The sequence below is a fragment of the Kutzneria kofuensis genome, assembly GCF_014203355.1.
In the GTDB taxonomy this organism is placed as follows: Bacteria; Actinomycetota; Actinomycetes; order Mycobacteriales; family Pseudonocardiaceae; genus Kutzneria; species Kutzneria kofuensis.
The window spans coordinates 7,676,303-7,694,245 of record NZ_JACHIR010000001.1; the positions used below are offsets into that span (position 1 = coordinate 7,676,303).

Below are 17,943 nucleotides of genomic sequence, written 5' to 3' on the forward strand. Positions count from 1 at the left end.
CGAATGCGTTTCCTCTACACCGTATATGCCCTGTCCTGCCTGGTGCTGCTGGTGTGCGGGATCGTGGAACAGCGCAGGCACGACAGAAACCTGGCGCGGATCACGCATCGCGTGCTGGTCAACGGGATCCGCGGCAAGTCCTCGATCACCCGGCTGTGCGCGGGCGCGCTGCGCGGCGGGGGACTGGTCACGGTGGCCAAGACCACCGGCACCGCCGCGCGGTTCATCCACCCGGACGCGCGCGAGGAGCCGGTGCACCGCAAGTTCGACATCGCCAACGTGGTCGAGCAGATCGCCATCGTGCGGCGGGCCGCCGGCTACGACCCGGACGTGCTGGTGATGGAGTGCATGGCGGTCGCGCCCCCGCTGCAGGAGATCAACCAGACCAAGCTGATCCGCTCCGACATCGGCGTGCTGTGCAACGTGCGCGAAGACCACCTCGCGGAGATGGGGCCGACGCTGGACGACGTCGCGCGGTCGCTGTGCCGGTCGATGCCGGTCGGCGGCGTGTGCGTGACGGCGGAGAAGGACCGGCTGCACATCCTCCAGGAGGAGGCGGACAAGCGCCGCTGCACGCTGATCGCCGTCGACCCGGAGGACGTGTCCGACCGGGAGCTGGCCGCGTTCGACTGGATCACGTTCAAGGAGAACGTCGCCATCGCGCTCAAGGTCGCCGAGCTGCTCGACATCGACCGCGCCGATGCCCTGGCCGGCATGTGGGCGGCGCCGCCTGATCCCGGCGTGCTGCGGGTGGACCGGTACACCGCCGACGGCAAGCGGCTGAACTTCGCGAACGTGTTCGCCGCCAACGATCCCGAGTCGACGGTGATGAACATCGAGCACCTGCTCGACCACGGCGCGATCGGCCGCCCGCTGCACATCGTGATCAACTGCCGGCCGGACCGGATCGAGCGCAACGGCCAGATGGGCGCGCTGATCCCCCGGCTGCAACCGGAACGCGTGCTGCTGATCGGCGAGCCGACCCGCAGCGCGCTGACCGCGATCCCGACCTCGTGGCGGCCCCGTGTGGTCGATCTCGGCGGCCGGCGCAGCGCCCCGGAGCTGCTGGACGCGCTCGTCGCCGGCATCGACGGGCACGCCTCGCTCGCGGCCATCGGCAACATCCACGGCCAGGGCGAAGTGCTGCTCGCCCAACTGGAAACACTGGAGCGGTTATGATCAGCCAGGAGCTGTCGCCGGAGGTGGCCACCCTCGGGCTGGCCATCGGGCTGTTGTTCTCCCTGCTGTGCTACCTGACGACGAACCTGTCCCCGGGCGGCATGATCACCCCGGGCTGGCTGGCGCTGACCCTCGTCGAGGACTACCGCCGCGCCGCGCTGGTGGTGCTCACCACCGTGCTGACGTACCTGGCCACGCTGGGCCTGAGCAAGGTCGTGATCCTGTACGGGAAACGGCAGTTCGCGGCGGTGGTGCTGCTCGGGGTTCTGTTGCAGGCCACGGTTTTCGTGCTGATACAGGACCACTACCCGCTGCTGTACGTGCACGAGACGCTGGGCTTCGTCGTCCCCGGCCTGATCGCGTACCAGCTGGTCCGCCAGCCGCCCGCGGTGACCGTGCTCGCCACCGGGTCGGTCGCCCTCGCCTCGTACGGAGTGCTGGCCAGCGGCGTGCTGGTCGGCCTGGTCCCCACCTCGTAGGAGCTCTTGCCGTGCAACAACACCACAGGAAACTGACCAGGGCAGCAGTGTTGCTGACGACGCTGGCGACGTCCGGTGCCGCCGTGGTGCACCTGGCGCAGGCGCAGGACGCCCCGACGAGGGCCCGGGACAACGGCGCGGTCGTCGCGATCGCGCAGGCCCACCCGGCGAGCACCCACTACAGCTTCGTCCGCCTGGACGGCCCGGCCCGTACCGCCGTGATGGACGACAACGCCCGCCTGGTGGCGATGTTCACCGACGGCGCTCGCACGGCCGTCCTCAGTGGACAGAGCAGGACCTTCACCGACCCCCGGCGCACCAGCGCCGTCGTCACGACCTCGAACTGGGTGCGACTGGCGCCGCAGCCGTGGAAGGCCGGCGCGGAGAAGGAGTCCTGGTTCCGGCCGTGGCTGGGGGAGGCGCTCGCCGACCGCAGCCCGGACGTGCTGGCGGTGGCCACCCAGTACGTGACCTTCGCGCACTACGCCGACGACGCCGACTACAGCGACTTCCTCGGCATCACCAACAAGGGCGTGAAACCGAGGAAGGACCGCTTCGGCGACGTGGACTCCGCCGGCTACGTCCGGCTCGTCTACGGCTACCGGCTGGGCTACCCGATCGGCGCCGGCGGCCTGCCGCGCACGCCGCAGGAGATGCCGACGGCCCCGCTCGGCGCGGCCATCGCCGACAACGCCGTCGGCTCACCGCAGACGCGTTTCCTGGCCCAGCCGGGGGATCTGCTGCTGTTCAGCACCGACGGCAGCAAGGGGGCCGTCGACCACGTCGGCATCTATCTCGGCGTCGACGACGCCGGGCAGCAGCGGTTCATCGCTTCCCGGGGCACGCCGAACGGCCCCAGCTTCGGCGACTCCAGCGGCCGCAGCGTCCTCGACGACGACGGCCCCTACGCCGCCGGCCTCTGGGGCATCCGCCGCCTCTGAACCCCCGCGAGTCACGCTCTCAGGCACACCGAATGTAAGAATCAGGCAGAACTGAGACCCGCGGCTCAGTTCTGCCGGAAACCTACATTCGGGGTGCCCCAGAGCGTGACTCGCCGGGGTCTAGGGTTTGCGGGCTACGCCGGCGTAGGGGAGGGAGTTGATGCCGGGGTCGTCGGAGATGCCGCCCATGCCGTCGGGCCGCCACATCGGGCAGCCGACCAGACCCGGCTCCACCAGCTCGAATCCGTCGAAGAAGCGCAGCACCTCGGCGTGCGTGCGGGGAAACGGCTGGTTGTGGGTGTTCTGGTCGTACACCTTGACCGCGTCGCCGAGGTTGCGGGCCTCGCCGTCGGCGGCCACGTGCGAGATCGCGAGGTAGCTGCCCGACGGCAGCACGTCCCGGTAGCCGGCGACGATCCCGGCCGGATCCCACGCGTCCGGCATGAAGTGCAGCAGCAGCAACATGAACAGCCCGACCGGCTCGGAGAAGTCCAGCAGTCGCTCGGCCTCCGGCGACTCGTGAACGGCCGCCCGGTCGCGGGCGTCGGCGTGCACGACGGCGGCCCGCTCGTTGCCGCGCAGCAGCAGCTCGCTGTGGGCGACGGCGATCGGGTCCCGGTCCACGTACACCACGCGGCAGGACGGGTCGATCTGCTGCACGATCTCGTGCAGGTTGCCGGCGGTGGGCAGGCCCGAGCCGACGTCCAGGAACTGCCGGATCCCGGCCCGCACCATGAAGATCGCCGCCCGGCGCAGGAACGCCCGGTTGAACCGGGCCGCCTCGCGCACGCCCGGCATGATCTTGTTGATCTTCTCGGCGAGCTCCCGGTCGGCGGCGAAGTTGGACGCGCCGTCCAGCCAGTAGTCGTACACCCGTGCCGGATGGGGCACCGTCGGGTCGACCTCCGGCGGCACCCAGCTCAAGTCCCCGTGCATCCTGCCCCACCCCAACATCCGCGCGCCCGACCGAGGTGAGGCTAGACGGGCCGGGTCGGGGGAGCCAATCGCAACCCGATCGGGTGGACCTCGGCGCAGCCACTCGCAGTAGCGCGCCGGTACCCCTATCGTGAACCGGCCGCGACCGATCGTGGGGTGGGAAGGGTTGTCCGCCAAGCAGAACGTCACCGAAGACGCGCCGGTCGTCCCCGGCCGGCGGCCCGTGATCGGCCACACCTCCGCCATGCTGCGACGACCGCTGCGCTTCCTGTCCTCGCTGCCCGCGTACGGCGAGGTCGTCAAGATCTACCTCGGCCCGCTGCCGGTGTACATGGTGACCAGCCCGGAGTTGGCCATGCGGCTGCTCGCCGCGGACGCCGACAGCTACGACAAGGGCATCGTCTTCGACAAGATGCGCCCGCTGTTCGGCAACGGCCTGGCCACCTCCAACGGCGAGTTCAACAAGCGGCAGCGCCGCCTGGTGTTACCGGCCTTCCACCGGACCCGGATCGCCTCCTACGCCGAGACCACGATGGTCCGGCTGGCCCGGAACTCGATCGCCGACTGGAAAGCCGGCCAGGTCGTCGCCGTGGACGAGCACATGCAGAACCTGGTGCTCAGCATCGCCGGCCGCACGCTGTTCGCCACCGAACTCGGCCAGGACGTGCTCGACGAGATCCAGCGCAGCGTCCCGGATCTGCTCGACAATGTGCTGGTACGGGCGTTCTCGCCGCGGTTCGTGGAGCGCCTGCCCATCCCCGGCAACCGGAGGTTCGACGCGGCCGCCGCGCGGCTGCGCGAGGTGATCCCGAGGGTCGTGCTGGCCGCGCGCGAGGCCGGGACCGATCACGGCGACCTGGTGTCGATGCTGCTCATGGCCCGCGACGAGGACACCGGCGAGGGCATGACCGACGAGCAGGTGCACGACGAGGTCGTCACCATCCTCACCACCGGCGCGGAGACCACCGCCGTCGCGCTGTCCTGGTTCTTCCACGAGATCGCGCAGGACCCGGAGATCGAGCACCGGTTCCACGCCGAGATCGACCAGGTGCTGGCCGGCCGGCCGGTGACGTTCGCCGACCTGCCGCGGCTCGAGTACACGCAGCGTCTCGTCAACGAGATCCTGCGCCGCAACCCGCCGCTGATCCTGATGCGCCGGGCCCGCACCGACGTCACCCTCGGCGGCGTCAGGATCCCCGCCGGCACCGAGGTCGCGGTCAGCCAGCACACGCTGCACCGGGATCCGCGCTGGTTCCCCGATCCGGACCGGTTCGACCCGGACCGCTGGCTGCCGTCGCGGGCGGAGAAGCTGCCGCGCGGCGCGTTCATCCCGTTCGGTGCCGGGGCGCGGTTGTGTCCCGGACATCTTCTGGCCCAGACGGAAATCGCGGTCGTCGCCGCCACCATCGCCGCCCGCTGGCGGCTCGTGCCCGTTCCCGGCACGAAGGTGAAGCCGCGGCTGGCTGCCACCATGCAGCCCAACCGGCTGCCGATGACAGTTGTGCCACGCCACTGAGGGAGTTGTCGTGAGGCTTGTCCGCAAGCTTGCCGTGCTGGTGCTTGCCTGCGTCGCGGGAGTCGGCGGGGCGGTCGCGCCGCCGGCCGCGGTCGCGTCGGCGGCGAACTGCTCGCAGGCGGATCTCCCGGTGAGCTCGGCGTCCGTGGTGCGGCTGCTGACGTCGCCGGCGACGATGCACGGCCAGTTGTGCCTGCCGGAGGGGACGGTCCCGTCGGCGGTGCAGCTGCTGGTGCACGGCGGCACGTACAACAGCGCGTACTGGGATCTGCCGTACGAGCCGGATCAGTACTCGTACCAGCGGGACATGGCCAAGCACGGCTTCGCCACGTTCGCGGTCGACGTGCTCGGGGCGGGCCTGAGCAGCCACCCGTTGAGCCTGCCGCTGACGGTCTGGGCCGAGGCGGAGGCGCTGCACGAGGTGGTCGGGCAGCTACGGAGCGGCGCCGTGGGCGGCATCCACTTCGACAAGGTGGTGATCGTCGGACACTCGGTCGGTTCCGGCCTCGTCGCCTCGGAAGCGTCGACGTACAAGGATGTCGACGGCGTGGTCCTGACCGGCGTCACGCACATCCCGTCCGTTCCGGCGCTGGGGCTGGGCGCGGCGCTCGGCCTGGTGCCGGCGTTCCTGTCGTCGGTGCAGAACCCCGGCGACCCGCTGTACTTCACCACGAAGCCGGGGGCGCGCGGACCGCTGTTCTACAACGCCGAAGACGCGGACCCGAATGTGATCGCCGCCGACGAGGCGACGAAGGACCAGGTGTCGGTGCCGGGCATGGGCACGGTCGCGGTCTTCGGCATCGTCGCGCCGGTGACGCTGGGCATCAACGTGCCGGTGCTGCAGGCGGTCGGCCAGGACGACATCCTGTTCTGCGGCCTGCTGGCACTGCGTGACTGCTCGTCGGCGGCGGCGCTGCGGGCCCAGGAGGCCCCGTTCTACTCCGCCGCCGCGAAGCTGTCGGTGTACGTGCTGCCCAACGCGGGCCATTCCCTGGCGCTGCACCGCAATGCCGGCGACTACCGGGACGCGACCCGCGCCTGGCTCGGCTCCACGTTGGGCATCTGAGGTCTAGTCCGGCCACTCGCCGGTGACCCGCTCGTACGCTTTCGCGCCTGCGCGGTCGGTCGCGGCCTTGACCAGGCCGAACACCGCGCCCTCGATGGCCGCGGCCGCGAGCACGCGGCCCCAGCCCTGCTGACGGTCGGTCGCCGTCGGAGTCTCGTGATCGCCGGTCGCCACCCGCCAGAGCCGTTTGGACACGGCTCCGGCGGCGGCGCCGGCGATCACGCTCAGCAGCATTCCGATTGCCTTGTAACCGAGTTTGCCCATGGCGGCCGGGTGCCACCGTCGGGCCTGCTCGAAACCGTCAGTACCAGTGCGCGCGCCCGCCGATGCGGCGGCCGGTGCCGCCCACGATCGCCAGGATCGCGCCGACGACGGCCAGGATGATGCCGATGGTCCACAGCGCGGGGATGTTGAATATGAAGCCGACGATCAGCAGGATTACCCCGAGGGTGATCACGGCTCGACCTCCTTCGTTCGATGTCGACAACCGGATGACCGTCCTGTCAATGCCGGAAACCGGCCATTCGGACTAACATCAGGAGTTTCGGTGCCGCCGGCTGCGGTAATCCCCTGGTGTGGACACGGTTGTGCTTGCCGACGTCGACGGCACGCTCGTCGACAGCAACTACCACCATGCCGTGGCATGGTTCCGCGCGTTCCGAGAAGTCGGCGTCACCGTGCCGATCTGGCGGATTCACCGCGCGATCGGCATGGGCGGCGACCAACTTGTGGAGGCCGTCGCCGGCGAGCGCGTCGAGTTGGTGCACGGTGACGATGTGCGAGCCGCATGGGCGGAGCAGGTCAAGCCGCTGCTGGGCGAGATCGTGCCGCTGACCGGCGCGCGGGACCTGCTGGTCGAGGTGAAACGGCTGGGCTGTGGGCTGGTGTTGGCCAGCTCGGGCAAGCCGGAGCACGTCGACCACTACCTGAACCTGCTCGGGGCGCGCGATCTCGCCGACGGCTGGACGACGTCGGAGGACGTGGACGCCACCAAGCCGGCGCCGGACCTGCTGGGCGTCGCGCTGCACAAGGTGCCGGCCGAGCGGGCGCTCGCCCTGGGCGATTCCGTCTGGGACTGCGAGGCCGCCGGCAAGTTGGGCATTCCCACGGTGGGCCTGCGTACGGGCGGCTTCGGCGAGGCGGAACTGCGGGACGCCGGCGCGGTGCGGGTGTACGAGGACCCTTCGTCGCTGCGGGCCGAACTCCGGGACGTGCTGGAGCTCGTCTGACATCATCCCCCGCATGACCGATGTCGACGCGTTGACCGCGCTCACCGAGGGCGACCGCCGACGGGCACGGCAGCTGGCCGCCGCCGGCACGTCGTTGCTGGCCGGGGCCCTGACGGCGTACCTGGACAACGAGGCGGCCGGCTCGGTGTACGACCAGCCGGCGGCGTTCGAGGCGTTCATCAGCGGCGGCGGCAATGTCGGCCTGTACGCGGCGGTCGAGGACGCGCTGGCCGACCAGTACCGCGAACTGGCCCCGTCGCGGCTGGCGGACATCGGTTGCGGGGATGGCCGCGTCGTCCGCAATGCCCTTGCCAGCAGCGGACATCTGCCCGATGAGCTGACGCTGGTCGAGCCGTCGGCGGCGCTGCTGGCCCGGGCCGTCCGCGACCTGACGCCGACGCGGGCCTACGCCGGCACAGTGCAGTTGTATCTGTCCGATGTGGACACCGAGTTCGACCTCGTCGAGTCGACCTTCGCCATGCACACCATTCGGCACGACGAGCGCACGGAAGTCCTTGCCCGGCTGCGGGACCGCGCCGAACGGCTGGTGATCGTCGACTTCGACGTGCCGGCCGTCGAGCACGGCAGCCCGGCGCATCTCCGCTTTCTCGCCGAGACGTACGAACGGGGGTTGTCCGAGTACGCCGAGGACCGGGACCTGGTTGCCCAAGGCTTCCTGATGCCGGTGCTGGTCGGCCAGCTGACCCCGGGCGCGCGACGCGTCACTTGGGAGCAGCCGGCCGCCGCGTGGCGGGCGCAACTGGAGAAGGCCGGCTACCGGACCGTCTCCGTCGCCACGCTGCACGACTACTGGTCCTCGCCGGCCTTCCTGCTGATCGCCCAGTGATCACCCGGCGGCGTCCTTTCCGGACGCCGCCGGGTGATCCTCACGCCTTCACGTCGATCTTGCCGACGTTCCAGCCGCTCACGCTGACCACCGGGGTCGCCCCGTTGAGGTCGCCGGACTTCCACGTGACGGTCAGGGTCTGCGACTCGCCGGGCCACAACGTGATGTCGTTGTCGTCCCACAGGGTCGAGGTCACCTGGTTGTCACCGGGCTGCTCGGCGCCGGCCGAGGTGCCGCGCCGCACGTCCGCCCGCAGGAAGAAGCCGACCGTCGGGGTGGTGGACGTGTTGGTGATCGTCACCTTGGTCACCCGGTCCGCGCCGTCCGGCCCCGATGCCGAGGACGTCGTGGCGGTGGCCGAGACGGTGGCCGCCTTCAGCGACTTCAGACCGGTGAGGTCGGCGTACTGCGACATGGTCGCCTGCGGATTGCCCAAAGTGGACGACCAGTTGACCGCGTCCTGCTTGGTGGGCTGCCAGTACACGTTGCGGTCCACCACGGCGTTGTCCTGCTTGACCAGCAGCTCGACGAAGTACACGTTTCCCGGTGCGCTGGTCGGCACCTTCGGCTTGACGACCGCGTTGCGCACCTGCTGCGGGCTCAGCGACAGGCCGTTGACGCCCTGGTCGTCCAACACCTTTCCTTCTGTGTCGTAGACCTTCGCCTCCACCGACACGTTCGACTGGGTGGCGCCGGACAGGTTGTCCAGGGTCACCGTGTTGTTGTCGATGGCGAACAGCGCGTGCAGCGACTGGTTGGCCTTCTTCGCGCCGAAGAAGCTGCCGGCCTGGTCGCCGTCGTAGTTGTACAGGTCCCAGAGCAGCGTCGGCCAGCCCTTGTTGGCCTGCCAGTAGATCGTGCCGGTCGACGGGGCCGCCGCGTTGGTGGAGTGGTCCAGGAACGCCTCGAACTGGGCGCGGGTGTTCTCGTAGTTCTGCACCTGCGCCTCCTGCACGTACGAGGCGAGGTCGGACCACTTGCCGTAGCGGTTGGTCAGCGCCGTGTCGAAGGTGTACAGCGTGCCGAACTTGTAGCCGCCGTGCCCGGTCTCGTAGTTGGCGTGGTACTGGTTGAAGTCCGGGTTCTGCCACAGGTGCGACTGGTCGGACGCGGACAGGAAGCGGTTGATCGAGTCCAGCGTCGGCACGGTGTCGCCGGCGCTCTGCTCGCTGTCGAAGCCCCAGGAGCCGCCGGCGTTGGTGCGGCTGTCGTCGCCGCTGTCGTAGTGGCTGGTGTCGTACCAGTAGTTCGGCGGCACGTAGTCGTACGGGCCCTCCTTCTCACCGGCCGGGCCCAGCTGCGGGCTGCTCTTGTACTCGGCGGAGGCGATGATCGGCTGGCTGAAGTCGGCGGCCTTGAAGCCGGCCAGCTCGGCGCTCTCCACCTCGGCGCTGGGCTCGTTGTCGCTCCAGCTGTAGGTGAACACGCTGGGGTGGTCGCGCTCGTTCTCGCCGATGGTCTGCGCGGACAGCCGCAGCAGGTCCAGGGTGGCCTGCGCGGTGCCCGGATCCTCCCAGAAGTCACAGCACTGCTGGCCGGAGTCGATCAGGATGCCGGCCTTGTCCATCTGCTGGAAGAAGTCGTCCGGCAGCAGGTGGCCCTCCAGCCGGATCACGTTGAGCCCCATGTTCTTCAGCAGCGCGATCTGCCGGGACACGTCGGCGGAGTTGTAGCGCAGGAACAGGTCCGGCGCGAAACCGCCGCCGCGCACCACGAACGGCACGCCGTTGACGGAGTACTGGCGCACGCCGTCCGGCGCGATCGGGGCCTTGCCGATCAGCTTCGTGGTGATGGTGCGGATGCCGAACTGCTCGTGGGTGCCGTTGCCGCCGTTGACGGAAGTGTCCAATGTGTACATCGGCTGCGCGCCCATCTGGTACGGCCACCAGACCTGCGGGTGCGAGATCGTCTGCACCGGGAACGTCACCGTGGCCTTGGAATGCGCGGCGACGGTGACGCTCTGGCTGACCGTGATCGGCGTGCCGCCGGACGGGGGAGTGATCGTCGCGGTCGCGGTGCCGGTCTGGCTGCTGCCGCCCGCGTTGGTCACGTCCGCCTTCACGGTCAGCTTGGAGCTGCTCAGGTCGGCGGCGTTGTTCTGCACCACGTGCGCGTTGCCGATGGACAGGGCGTTGGCCACCAGCAGCTGGATCGGGAACTGGATGCCGGTGTTGTTGTCCGGCGGCAGCTGGTTCCAGTCGACGTCGTCCAGCGTCAGCATCTTGGACGGGTCGTTCGGGTACATCTCGACGGCCAGCGAGTTGGCGCCGGACTTGAGGGTGCCGGTGACGTCGAAGGTGAACTTGGTGTACGCGCCGGTCACCGTCGAGGAGGTGGCGACCTCCTTGCCGTTCACCCAGACATCGGCCTCGCCGACCACGCCGTTGACCACGAGCGACGCCGACTGGCCGGCGGCCAGCGAGGCGGTGAAGTCGGTGCGGAACCACCACGGCGTGGCGAACTGGGCGGTGGTCACGGGGCCGGAGTTCTTCTTCTGCGTGCCGAAGCACTTCTTCATGTTGTCCGCGAAGAACACGTCCGGGCACTTGCCGTTCTGCAGCAGCGCGGTGATCTCGGTGCCGGGCGCGCCCGCGTCGTCCGGGCGCACCTTCAGCCAGTTCGAGGTGTCGAAGCCGGGCGTGGAGATCTTCGCGCCGCCCTGCGTCGCGGTGGCGCTGCTGAGCACCGTCCAGCCGGCGGTGCCCAGTGTTGTCAGGCCGGGCGGGGCGGCGGCCGCGCTGGAGGGTGTCGGCCCCACCAGCGCTAGCGCGGCGCCGAGCACCGCGCCGATGACTCGCTTCATGGTCAGCTCCTAGCGGACGACGTGACACGTGCGAGCGGCGGTGGCGGCGTTCCGCTGCTTGGACCAGTATTAGGAAAGTTTCCTTCCTATAATCGAACAGCCTCGCGGGTGTCGGCGACGGCTGTCAATAGTCCGGCCGCGTTCGCGCATTTCGCCCGGTTTACCGGTGCGAATGCGATGGCTGATCGAAGGGGTCGCGTTCGGCGGCCGGACGACTTCGAAGTGGAAGCGCTCTCTCAGATCGAAGGTACGGTGATCTTCGTACCAGTTGAGGAGTCCACAGTGGACAAGGGGCGGGTGTGAGCAGCTACGAGATCGGCCGCAGAAGACTGTTGCAGGGCTTCGGCCTGACGGCGGCGGCCAGCACCGCGGCGATCGCCGCGGCGGACCCGGTGCTCGGCGCGACGCTGGCGTACGACGAGAAGGCCGGCGTGTCGCCGGCGACCTATCAGGCGCCCACCGGACTGGCCAGGGACGGCGACGCGAAATCCACCGCGCTGGCCTGGATCGGCTCGCACGCCGACGAGATCACCGGCCTGGGTGACCGGATCTGGCAGTATGCCGAGCTCTCGCTGCGGGAATGGCAGTCCTCCCTCGCCGTCGCGTCGCTGCTGACCAAGTACGGCTTCACCGTGCAGTGGGGCGCGGGCGGCTTTCCGGCGGCATTCGTGGCGACCTACGGATCCGGTGGTCCGGTCATCGGATTCAACGCCGAGTACGACGCGCTGCCCGGGCTGTCCCAGAAAAGCGGCGTGAGCAGCCATGATCCGCTCGTCTACAACTACGACGCCTACGGCCCGACCTACGGCGCCGGCCACGGCGACGCGCACAACACGCTCGGCGCCGGCGGCACCGCCGCGGCCATCGCCGTCAGCCAGGCGATCCGGGCGCAGGGCCTGCAGGCCACGGTCAAGGTCTTCGGCACCACCGGCGAGGAACAGCTGGTCGGCAAGCCGTACATGGTGAAGGCCGGGGTCTACGACGGCCTGGACGCGTTCATGGACTGGCACCCGTTCGGCGCCACCCTGGCGTTCTGGAACACCACCAGCGCGCTGACCTCGGCCACGTTCACCTTCCTCGGCGCGGCCGGGCACGGCGCGACGCCGCTGGGCAACCGCAGCGGCCTCGACGGCGCGCTGCTGATGGCCACCATGTCGGAGTACCTGCGGGAGAAGAACGTCGCGCCGTCCGGGCGGTTCCACTACGCGGTGATCAACGGCGGCGGCGCGCCGAACGTGACGCCGGACATGGCCAGCATCTGGTTCTTCGTGCGCGAGGGCAGCCCGGCCCGGCTGAAGGTGCTCTACGACAAGATCGTGGCGTGCGCGCAGGCGGCGGCCCAGGCCTCGCAGACCAAGCTGATCCACAAGTTCCACTCGGCCACGTGGAACTCGCTGGGCAACAAGTTCGGCGCCGAGCTGATGAACGACAACATGACCAGGATCGGGCCGCCGGTGTTCACCGCCGCGGACAACGCCCTGGCCAAGGCCATCCAGCACTCGCTGGGCAAGCCGGAGATCGGCATGCCCACGACGATCGTGCCGCTGAACCCGCCGCCGCCCGCGTTCGGCGGCGGGATCTCCACCGACACGGCGGATGTCAGCTGGCACGTGCCGACCGCGTCGGCGCTGGTGGCGACGTTCCCGCCGGGCACGCCCAACCACAACTGGGGCGTCACGGCGACGGCCGCGTCCAACATCGGGCACCAGGGGCTGCTGTCCGCGGCGCGGTACCTCGCGGCGACGGCCGTCGACCTCATCACGCAGCCGGACCTGTTGGCGCAGTTCAAGCAGGAGTTCCAGGCGCGGACCGCCGGCGTGCAGTGGCAGAGCCTGATCCCGGACGGCCAGCAGCCGCCGCTGTACGAGCCGCCCGCCGACTTCCTCGCCAAGACCGGCCAGCACTGGCCGCCGGCCGGCGTGACGTGGCCGGTGCCCGAGGTGGTGTCGCTGGAACAGCTGGGTTCCGTCGGCCCGGACCTGCCGCCCGTGACGTGACCGGTTAGCTTGCGACCATGACGGCGGGGTACAGGCGGTCCGCGGGGTCGCCGCGCGGCGCGGCGCGCAAGCAGGAGCTGCTCGAACTCGTGACCGAGGATCTCGCGGTCAACGGGCTGGTGGACTTCTCGCTGCGCCGGGCCGCGCGGGCGGCCGGCACCACGCACAAGGTGCTGCTCTACCACTTCGAAGGCGCCGAGGACCTGTTGCGGCAGGCCGTGTTCCGGCTGCGGCAGCGGCGTATCGACAACGCGCTGGCCGCGGTGGCGGTGCCGGGCGGCGGGCTGGCCGCGTTCGTGCGGACGGTGTGGCCGACGCTGGTGGCCGAGGAGACCGGACTGCAGCGGGTGCTGGACCAGGCGATGGGGTTGGCGATGCACGACCCGGACCGGCACCGCGACCTGGGGCGGGAGGCGTCCGGGCAGTACCTGCCGGTGCTGATGGCCGCCTGTCCCGCCGGGTGGTCGGAGTCGCGGAAGCGGGGCATGGCGGCGATGGTGTTGGCGACGCTGCGCGGGTTCCTGCTTGAGCGGCTCGTCGGGGACGTGACCAGCGCGGATGCCGGGTTCGACGCGTTGGTCACGCTGTTGGAGGCGGCCGAGAGCTGACAAGTTGCGAACCATGTGGTTCACTTTGCCGGACACGTGGGGAGGCGCCGTGGCCGAGATCGAGCTGTCGTGCGGTGTGCTGGAGTACTCGGACCGGGGATCCGGGCCGGTGGTCGTGCTGCTGCACGGGTTGCTGATGGATTCGTCGCTGTGGGACGCGACGGTCGAGCTGCTGGGCGGGGAGTACCGGTGTGTCGTGCCGACGCTGCCGCTGGGGGCGCACCGGATTCCGGTGACGGGGGACCTTTCGCTGCCGGCGATTGCCGGGTTGGTGCGGGAGTTGTTGGTGCGGCTGGATCTGCGTGACGTCACCTTGGTCGGCAACGACACCGGCGGCGCGTTGGCGCAGCTGTTGGCGCAGGACGAGCGGGTGGCCCGGATCGTGCTGGCCTCGTGCGACGCGTTCGACAACTTCCCGCCGGGGTTGACCGGGAAGACGTTGGTGTCGCTGGGGAAGCTGTCGCCGGGGCTGTTCGGGGCGTTCATGCAGCAGATGCGGGTCCGGCTGGTGCGGCGGCTGCCGATCTCGTTCGGGTGGCTGACCAAACGGGGCGACGCCGTGGTGCGGGAGTGGATCCGGCCGGTGCTCGGTCGGCCCGAGATCCGGCGGGACGCCGTGCGAATGCTGCGTTCCCTTGGCGGCTTCCGCGTGGAGCTGGAGCAGGCGTCGGCGGCGATGGCTCGGTTCGACGGGCCGGCGGTCGTCGTGTGGGCGGCCGAGGACCGGGTGATGCCGGTCGAGCACGGCCGGCGGCTGGCGGAGTTGTTGCCGCGTGGAAAGTTGGTGGAGGTTGCGGACAGCTACACGCTGATCCCGCTGGACCGGCCGGCGGAGATGGCGTCGGCGATCCGGCTGGTGTGCGACAGCCGTTGACCGTCTCCATCTTCGCACGTGCCCACCGGCCAACGGGGAAGGCCGGTGGGCAAGCATCCCTACGGTTGAACCGGAATCGGGCTCGACACGGTCAGACCGCCGGACAGCGGCAGACTGCGCGACGAATCGCCGACGAGCACCTGGTAGTTGCCCGCGCCGGCGACCCAGCCGTTCGAGGTCCACGACGCGAGGTCTCGAGCGGTCAGCGTGAAGGTGACGGTGGCGCTGGCGCCGGGATTGAGCGTCACCCGCTGGAAGCCCTTGAGCTGGTGCGGCGGCTCACCGGCGGAGCCTGGATCGCCGACGTAGAGCTGAGCGACCTCGGTGCCGGCCCGGCTGCCGGTGTTGGTGACCGTCGCCGTGACGGTCGAGCGGCCGTTCACCAGCGCCCCGACGGACAGGTTGCTGAACGAGAAGCTGGTGTACGACAGGCCGAATCCGAACGGGAACAGCGGCGTGACGTTCTGGGCGTCGTACCAGCGGTACCCGACCTGAAGTCCCTCGGAGTACTGCACGGCCCCGTTCACGCCCGGCCACTGCGCCGGGGTGTTGGCCGGCACCGCGGACAGCGAGGTCGGGAAGGTGATCGGCAGGTGCCCGGACGGGTTGACGTCGCCGAACAGCAGCGCGGCGATGGCCTGACCCCACACCTGGCCGTCGTAGAAGCCCTCGAACACGCCGGCGACCTGGTTCAGCCACGGCATCAGGATCGCGGCGTTGTTGTTGAGCACGACGATCGTGCGCGGATTGGCCGCCGCCACGGCGGAGATCAGTGCGTCCTGATTGTTGGGCAGGTTCAGGGACGCGTTGTCGGCCTCCTCGTGCCCGTAGTTGTCGCTGGCGAACACGACCGCCACCGACGACGACCGTGCCAGGGTGACGGCGGAAACCTGGTCCGTGCCGTCGTTGTAGGCGACCTGCACGTTCGTGTCCGCCAGCCGTTCCTGGATGCCGATGATCGGCGTGTACGTGCCGGCGCTGGTGACGGTGCCGCTGCCGCCGCCGATGGTCTGCGCGCCAGGGCCGCCGTCGACGCCGATCACCGCGATCGAACCGAGGTTGTTGACGTTCAAGGGAAGCACGCCGTTGTTCTTCAACAGCACCGTGCCCTCTTCGGTGCCGCGCAGCGCGACGGCGGTGTGCGCGGGCGTGGTGACGATGGCGTTGCGTGAACCGGTCGGCGCCTTGTCGAACATGCCGAACCGGAACATCTGCGTCAGCACCCGTGACACCATCGTGTCCACAGTGGACTGCGCGACGCGGCCGTCCTGCACGGCCTGGATCAGGTAGTCGGCGTAGTAGTAGCCGCCGGGCATCTCCACGGTCAGGCCGGCGTTGGCCGACTCGACGGTGGAGTGGATCGCACCCCAGTCCGAGGTGACGAACCCGGTGAAGCCGGCCTGCTGGTAGAGCGGCGTGTTCAGGATCGCCGGGTTCTGGCACGACGGCACGTTGTTCACGTTGGCGTAGCCGCACATCACCGCGGCCGCGCCGCCCTGCTCGATCGACGTCTGGAACGCCGGCAGGTAGATCTCCTGCAGCGTCCGGGTGTCGACGTCGACGGTGCCGGCGGGCTGCTCGATGTTGTACGCCGCCGCGTGCTTGACCTCGGCCATCACACCCTGGCTCTGGATGCCGGCGATGTCCGAGGCGCCCATCTGCCCGGACAGGTACGGGTCCTCGCCGAACGTCTCGAACGACCGGCCCCAGCGCGGGTCCCGGACGATGTTGATCGTCGGGCCGAGCGACACGTCGACGCCCTTGCCGGCGAACTCCTGCCCGACCGCGACGCCGTACTGCCGCTCGTAGTCGGTGTCGAAGGTCGCCGCGGACACCAGCCCGGACGGCATCTGGGTGACGCCGCCGAGCCCGTCGCCGACACCGGCCGGCCCGTCCTGGAAGTTGACGTCCGGGATACACAGCGCCGGAATGCCGTAGATCTTGCCGATGTAGTTCGGGTCGTTGGTTCCGTGCAGCATGGACACCTTCTGCTGCAACGACATCTGGCCCATCAGCTGCGCGACGCGGGTCGCCGTCGGCGCGGTGGTGTTCAGCCACGGGCAGTTGCCCGGCGCGGGCTGCGAAGGCGGCGGCGGGATGGTCGCGGTGACGCCGCCGACCGTGTAGACCTCGAACTCCCAGAGCGCGTAGCCGTACGCCGTCGCCCGGGCGGTGCCGTACATGCGGATGTACCGGCCAGTGCCGGATACGTTCAGCGTCTGCCGACCGGCAATGCCGGCGGTGGTGGCGGAGATGGGGTTCCAGGTGGATCCGTTGTCGGAGACCTGGATCTGGAACGCCGATGCGAAGGCGTTCTCCCAGCGCAGCACGACCTTGCAGACCGGCAGGCTCGCGCCGAGGTCCACCTGCAGCCACTGCGGATCGGCGTAGGCGCTGGACCAGCGGGTGACGCTGCTGCCGTCGACCGCGTACGGGGCGGAGTAGCTGGCGTCGTTGTCCTGCACCGACGACGCCGTCGCCGGATGGCCGAGTGCGGCGTTGTTGGCGCCGCAGTTGCCGTCACCGCCGGAGCCGCTGCCGCCGGTGTGGATCTCGAACTCCCACAGCGAATACCCGTAGCCGGTGCCGCGGGCGGTCCCGTACATGCGGACGTAGCGGCCGGTGCCGGCGACGGTCAGGGTTTGCGTGCCGCCGGCGCCGGCGGTCGTGGTGTAGATGGGGTTCCAGGTGGTTCCGTTGTCGGAGGTCTGGATCTGGAACGCCGATGCGAAGGCGGTTTCCCAGCGCAGCACGACCTGGCAAATGGTCACGCTGGAGCCGAGATCGACCTGCAGCCACTGCGGATCGGAGGCCGCGCTCGACCACCGCGTGCCGGGATCGCCGTCGACGGCCGCGGCGGCCGGGGTGCCGCCGTTCTCCGTCGAGGACGCGGAGGCCGGCCGGTCGAGGGCTGCGTTGGCGGTGCCGCAGGACGAGCCGCCGCCGCTGCCGGCGGTGCCGAAGACCTGGAACTCCCAGAGCGAATAGCCGTAGCCCGTGCCTCGGGCGGTGCCGAGCATCCGCACGTAACGGCCGGTCCCGGTGACGTTCAGGGTCTGTGTGCCGCCGGTGCCGGTGGTGGTGCTGTAGATGGGGTTCCAGGTGGTTCCGTTGTCCGAGGTCTGGATCTGGAACGCGGAGGCGTAGGCGGCTTCCCATTGCAGGACGACCTGGGTGATCGACGCCGTCGCGCCGAGGTCGACCTGCAGCCACTGGGGATCCGACGCCGCGCTGGACCAGCGGGTGCCGGTGTTGCCGTCGACTGCGGCCGAGGCGGGCGTGCCGGCGTTCTCGGTGGACGACGCCGAGGCCGCCTTGCCCTGGGAGAGCAGGGACGCCGCCGCGTTCGCCGTGGCCGCGCCGCCGAACAGGGCCAGCACGAGCGAGGCGGTCAGGGCCAGCAGGAGTAGGGGAGAGCGCTCTCCGAAACGGACTCTTCGGTGCCGCACGCGAGCTCCTTCGGGCGCA

Annotated in this window: 15 protein-coding genes; 10 read left to right on the top strand and 5 right to left on the bottom strand. The window is 69.9% G+C overall.

What is annotated here, in order from left to right; translation table 11 throughout:
- Positions 1 to 3 precede the first annotated feature (3 nt).
- From pgsB to BJ998_RS35060, 3 genes are read left to right on the top strand one after another with little or no spacing between them, the layout of a single operon-like run.
- Positions 4 to 1,179 carry a poly-gamma-glutamate synthase PgsB gene (gene pgsB / locus BJ998_RS35050; protein ID WP_184867592.1) on the top strand — a complete coding sequence of 392 codons (1,176 nt, stop codon included), beginning with the start codon at positions 4 to 6 and terminating at the stop codon, positions 1,177 to 1,179.
- On the top strand, positions 1,176 to 1,658 hold the full coding sequence (locus tag BJ998_RS35055) for a poly-gamma-glutamate biosynthesis protein PgsC/CapC (protein WP_184867593.1): 483 nt from the start codon (positions 1,176 to 1,178) through the stop codon (positions 1,656 to 1,658). The genes pgsB and BJ998_RS35055 overlap by 4 nt, the downstream gene beginning before the upstream one ends.
- Positions 1,659 to 1,669: 11 nt before the next feature.
- Positions 1,670 to 2,599 (top strand): NlpC/P60 family protein, encoded by a 930-nt coding sequence (locus BJ998_RS35060; RefSeq protein WP_221338222.1) that lies wholly within the window; start codon positions 1,670 to 1,672, stop codon positions 2,597 to 2,599.
- A gap of 120 nt (positions 2,600 to 2,719) precedes the next feature.
- Here BJ998_RS35060 and BJ998_RS35065 read toward each other — a convergent pair whose 3' ends face one another.
- Positions 2,720 to 3,535 (bottom strand): SAM-dependent methyltransferase, encoded by an 816-nt coding sequence (locus BJ998_RS35065; RefSeq protein WP_184867594.1) that lies wholly within the window; start codon positions 3,533 to 3,535, stop codon positions 2,720 to 2,722.
- Between the two features lie 244 nt (positions 3,536 to 3,779).
- On the opposite strand from BJ998_RS35065, the gene BJ998_RS35070 reads away from it, so the two are divergent.
- Positions 3,780 to 5,051, top strand: a complete 1,272-nt coding sequence (locus BJ998_RS35070; RefSeq protein WP_184869136.1) for a cytochrome P450 — start codon at positions 3,780 to 3,782, stop codon at positions 5,049 to 5,051.
- A 10-nt stretch (positions 5,052 to 5,061) separates the two neighbouring features.
- Entirely contained in the window at positions 5,062 to 6,117 is a 1,056-nt protein-coding gene (locus BJ998_RS35075) for an alpha/beta hydrolase (protein ID WP_376775957.1), read from the top strand.
- Positions 6,118 to 6,120: 3 nt separating this feature from the next.
- Here the strand turns inward: BJ998_RS35075 and BJ998_RS35080 are convergent, their stop codons facing one another.
- Complete coding sequence (locus tag BJ998_RS35080; RefSeq protein WP_184867595.1) at positions 6,121 to 6,381, bottom strand: DUF4235 domain-containing protein; 261 nt, start codon at positions 6,379 to 6,381, stop codon at positions 6,121 to 6,123.
- 37 nt (positions 6,382 to 6,418) lie between these two features.
- Positions 6,419 to 6,574, bottom strand: a complete 156-nt coding sequence (locus BJ998_RS35085) for a hypothetical protein (RefSeq protein ID WP_184867596.1) — start codon at positions 6,572 to 6,574, stop codon at positions 6,419 to 6,421.
- Between the two features lie 118 nt (positions 6,575 to 6,692).
- Between BJ998_RS35085 and BJ998_RS35090 the strand changes: the two genes are divergently transcribed.
- Together BJ998_RS35090 and BJ998_RS35095 are read left to right on the top strand one after the other, a co-directional pair.
- Complete coding sequence (locus tag BJ998_RS35090; RefSeq protein WP_184867597.1) at positions 6,693 to 7,346, top strand: HAD family hydrolase; 654 nt, start codon at positions 6,693 to 6,695, stop codon at positions 7,344 to 7,346.
- A gap of 13 nt (positions 7,347 to 7,359) precedes the next feature.
- The gene (locus BJ998_RS35095; protein ID WP_184867598.1) at positions 7,360 to 8,193 is read left to right on the top strand and encodes a class I SAM-dependent methyltransferase; all 834 of its coding nucleotides are present in this window, start codon (positions 7,360 to 7,362) and stop codon (positions 8,191 to 8,193) included.
- 40 nt (positions 8,194 to 8,233) lie between these two features.
- Here BJ998_RS35095 and BJ998_RS35100 read toward each other — a convergent pair whose 3' ends face one another.
- The gene (locus BJ998_RS35100) at positions 8,234 to 10,996 is read right to left on the bottom strand and encodes a glycosyl hydrolase 2 galactose-binding domain-containing protein (protein ID WP_184867599.1); all 2,763 of its coding nucleotides are present in this window, start codon (positions 10,994 to 10,996) and stop codon (positions 8,234 to 8,236) included.
- 299 nt (positions 10,997 to 11,295) lie between these two features.
- Between BJ998_RS35100 and BJ998_RS35105 the strand changes: the two genes are divergently transcribed.
- The 3 genes from BJ998_RS35105 to BJ998_RS35115 are packed head-to-tail and all read left to right on the top strand — an operon-like array spanning position 11,296 to position 14,475.
- Entirely contained in the window at positions 11,296 to 12,993 is a 1,698-nt protein-coding gene (locus tag BJ998_RS35105; protein ID WP_184867600.1) for an amidohydrolase, read from the top strand.
- A gap of 17 nt (positions 12,994 to 13,010) precedes the next feature.
- Entirely contained in the window at positions 13,011 to 13,601 is a 591-nt protein-coding gene (locus tag BJ998_RS35110) for a TetR/AcrR family transcriptional regulator (protein ID WP_184867601.1), read from the top strand.
- A 49-nt stretch (positions 13,602 to 13,650) separates the two neighbouring features.
- Positions 13,651 to 14,475, top strand: coding sequence for an alpha/beta fold hydrolase (locus BJ998_RS35115; protein WP_312890473.1), 825 nt, complete (start codon positions 13,651 to 13,653; stop codon positions 14,473 to 14,475).
- 59 nt (positions 14,476 to 14,534) lie between these two features.
- On the opposite strand, the gene BJ998_RS35120 is transcribed toward BJ998_RS35115, so the two are convergent.
- Positions 14,535 to 17,924 carry a discoidin domain-containing protein gene (locus tag BJ998_RS35120; protein ID WP_221338224.1) on the bottom strand — a complete coding sequence of 1,130 codons (3,390 nt, stop codon included), beginning with the start codon at positions 17,922 to 17,924 and terminating at the stop codon, positions 14,535 to 14,537.
- Positions 17,925 to 17,943: the final 19 nt, after the last annotated feature.

Bases quoted from the DNA above. Each gene is read 5' to 3' on its own strand.
- BJ998_RS35055 (WP_184867593.1), top strand. From the start codon at position 1,176: ATGATCAGCCAGGAGCTGTCGCCGGAGGTGGCCACCCTCGGGCTGGCC.
- BJ998_RS35100 (WP_184867599.1), bottom strand. From the start codon at position 10,996: ATGAAGCGAGTCATCGGCGCGGTGCTCGGCGCCGCGCTAGCGCTGGTG.
- BJ998_RS35080 (WP_184867595.1), bottom strand. From the start codon at position 6,381: ATGGGCAAACTCGGTTACAAGGCAATCGGAATGCTGCTGAGCGTGATC.
- BJ998_RS35110 (WP_184867601.1), top strand. From the start codon at position 13,011: ATGACGGCGGGGTACAGGCGGTCCGCGGGGTCGCCGCGCGGCGCGGCG.
- BJ998_RS35070 (WP_184869136.1), top strand. From the start codon at position 3,780: ATGCTGCGACGACCGCTGCGCTTCCTGTCCTCGCTGCCCGCGTACGGC.
- BJ998_RS35065 (WP_184867594.1), bottom strand. From the start codon at position 3,535: ATGCACGGGGACTTGAGCTGGGTGCCGCCGGAGGTCGACCCGACGGTG.
- pgsB (WP_184867592.1), top strand. From the start codon at position 4: ATGCGTTTCCTCTACACCGTATATGCCCTGTCCTGCCTGGTGCTGCTG.
- BJ998_RS35095 (WP_184867598.1), top strand. From the start codon at position 7,360: ATGACCGATGTCGACGCGTTGACCGCGCTCACCGAGGGCGACCGCCGA.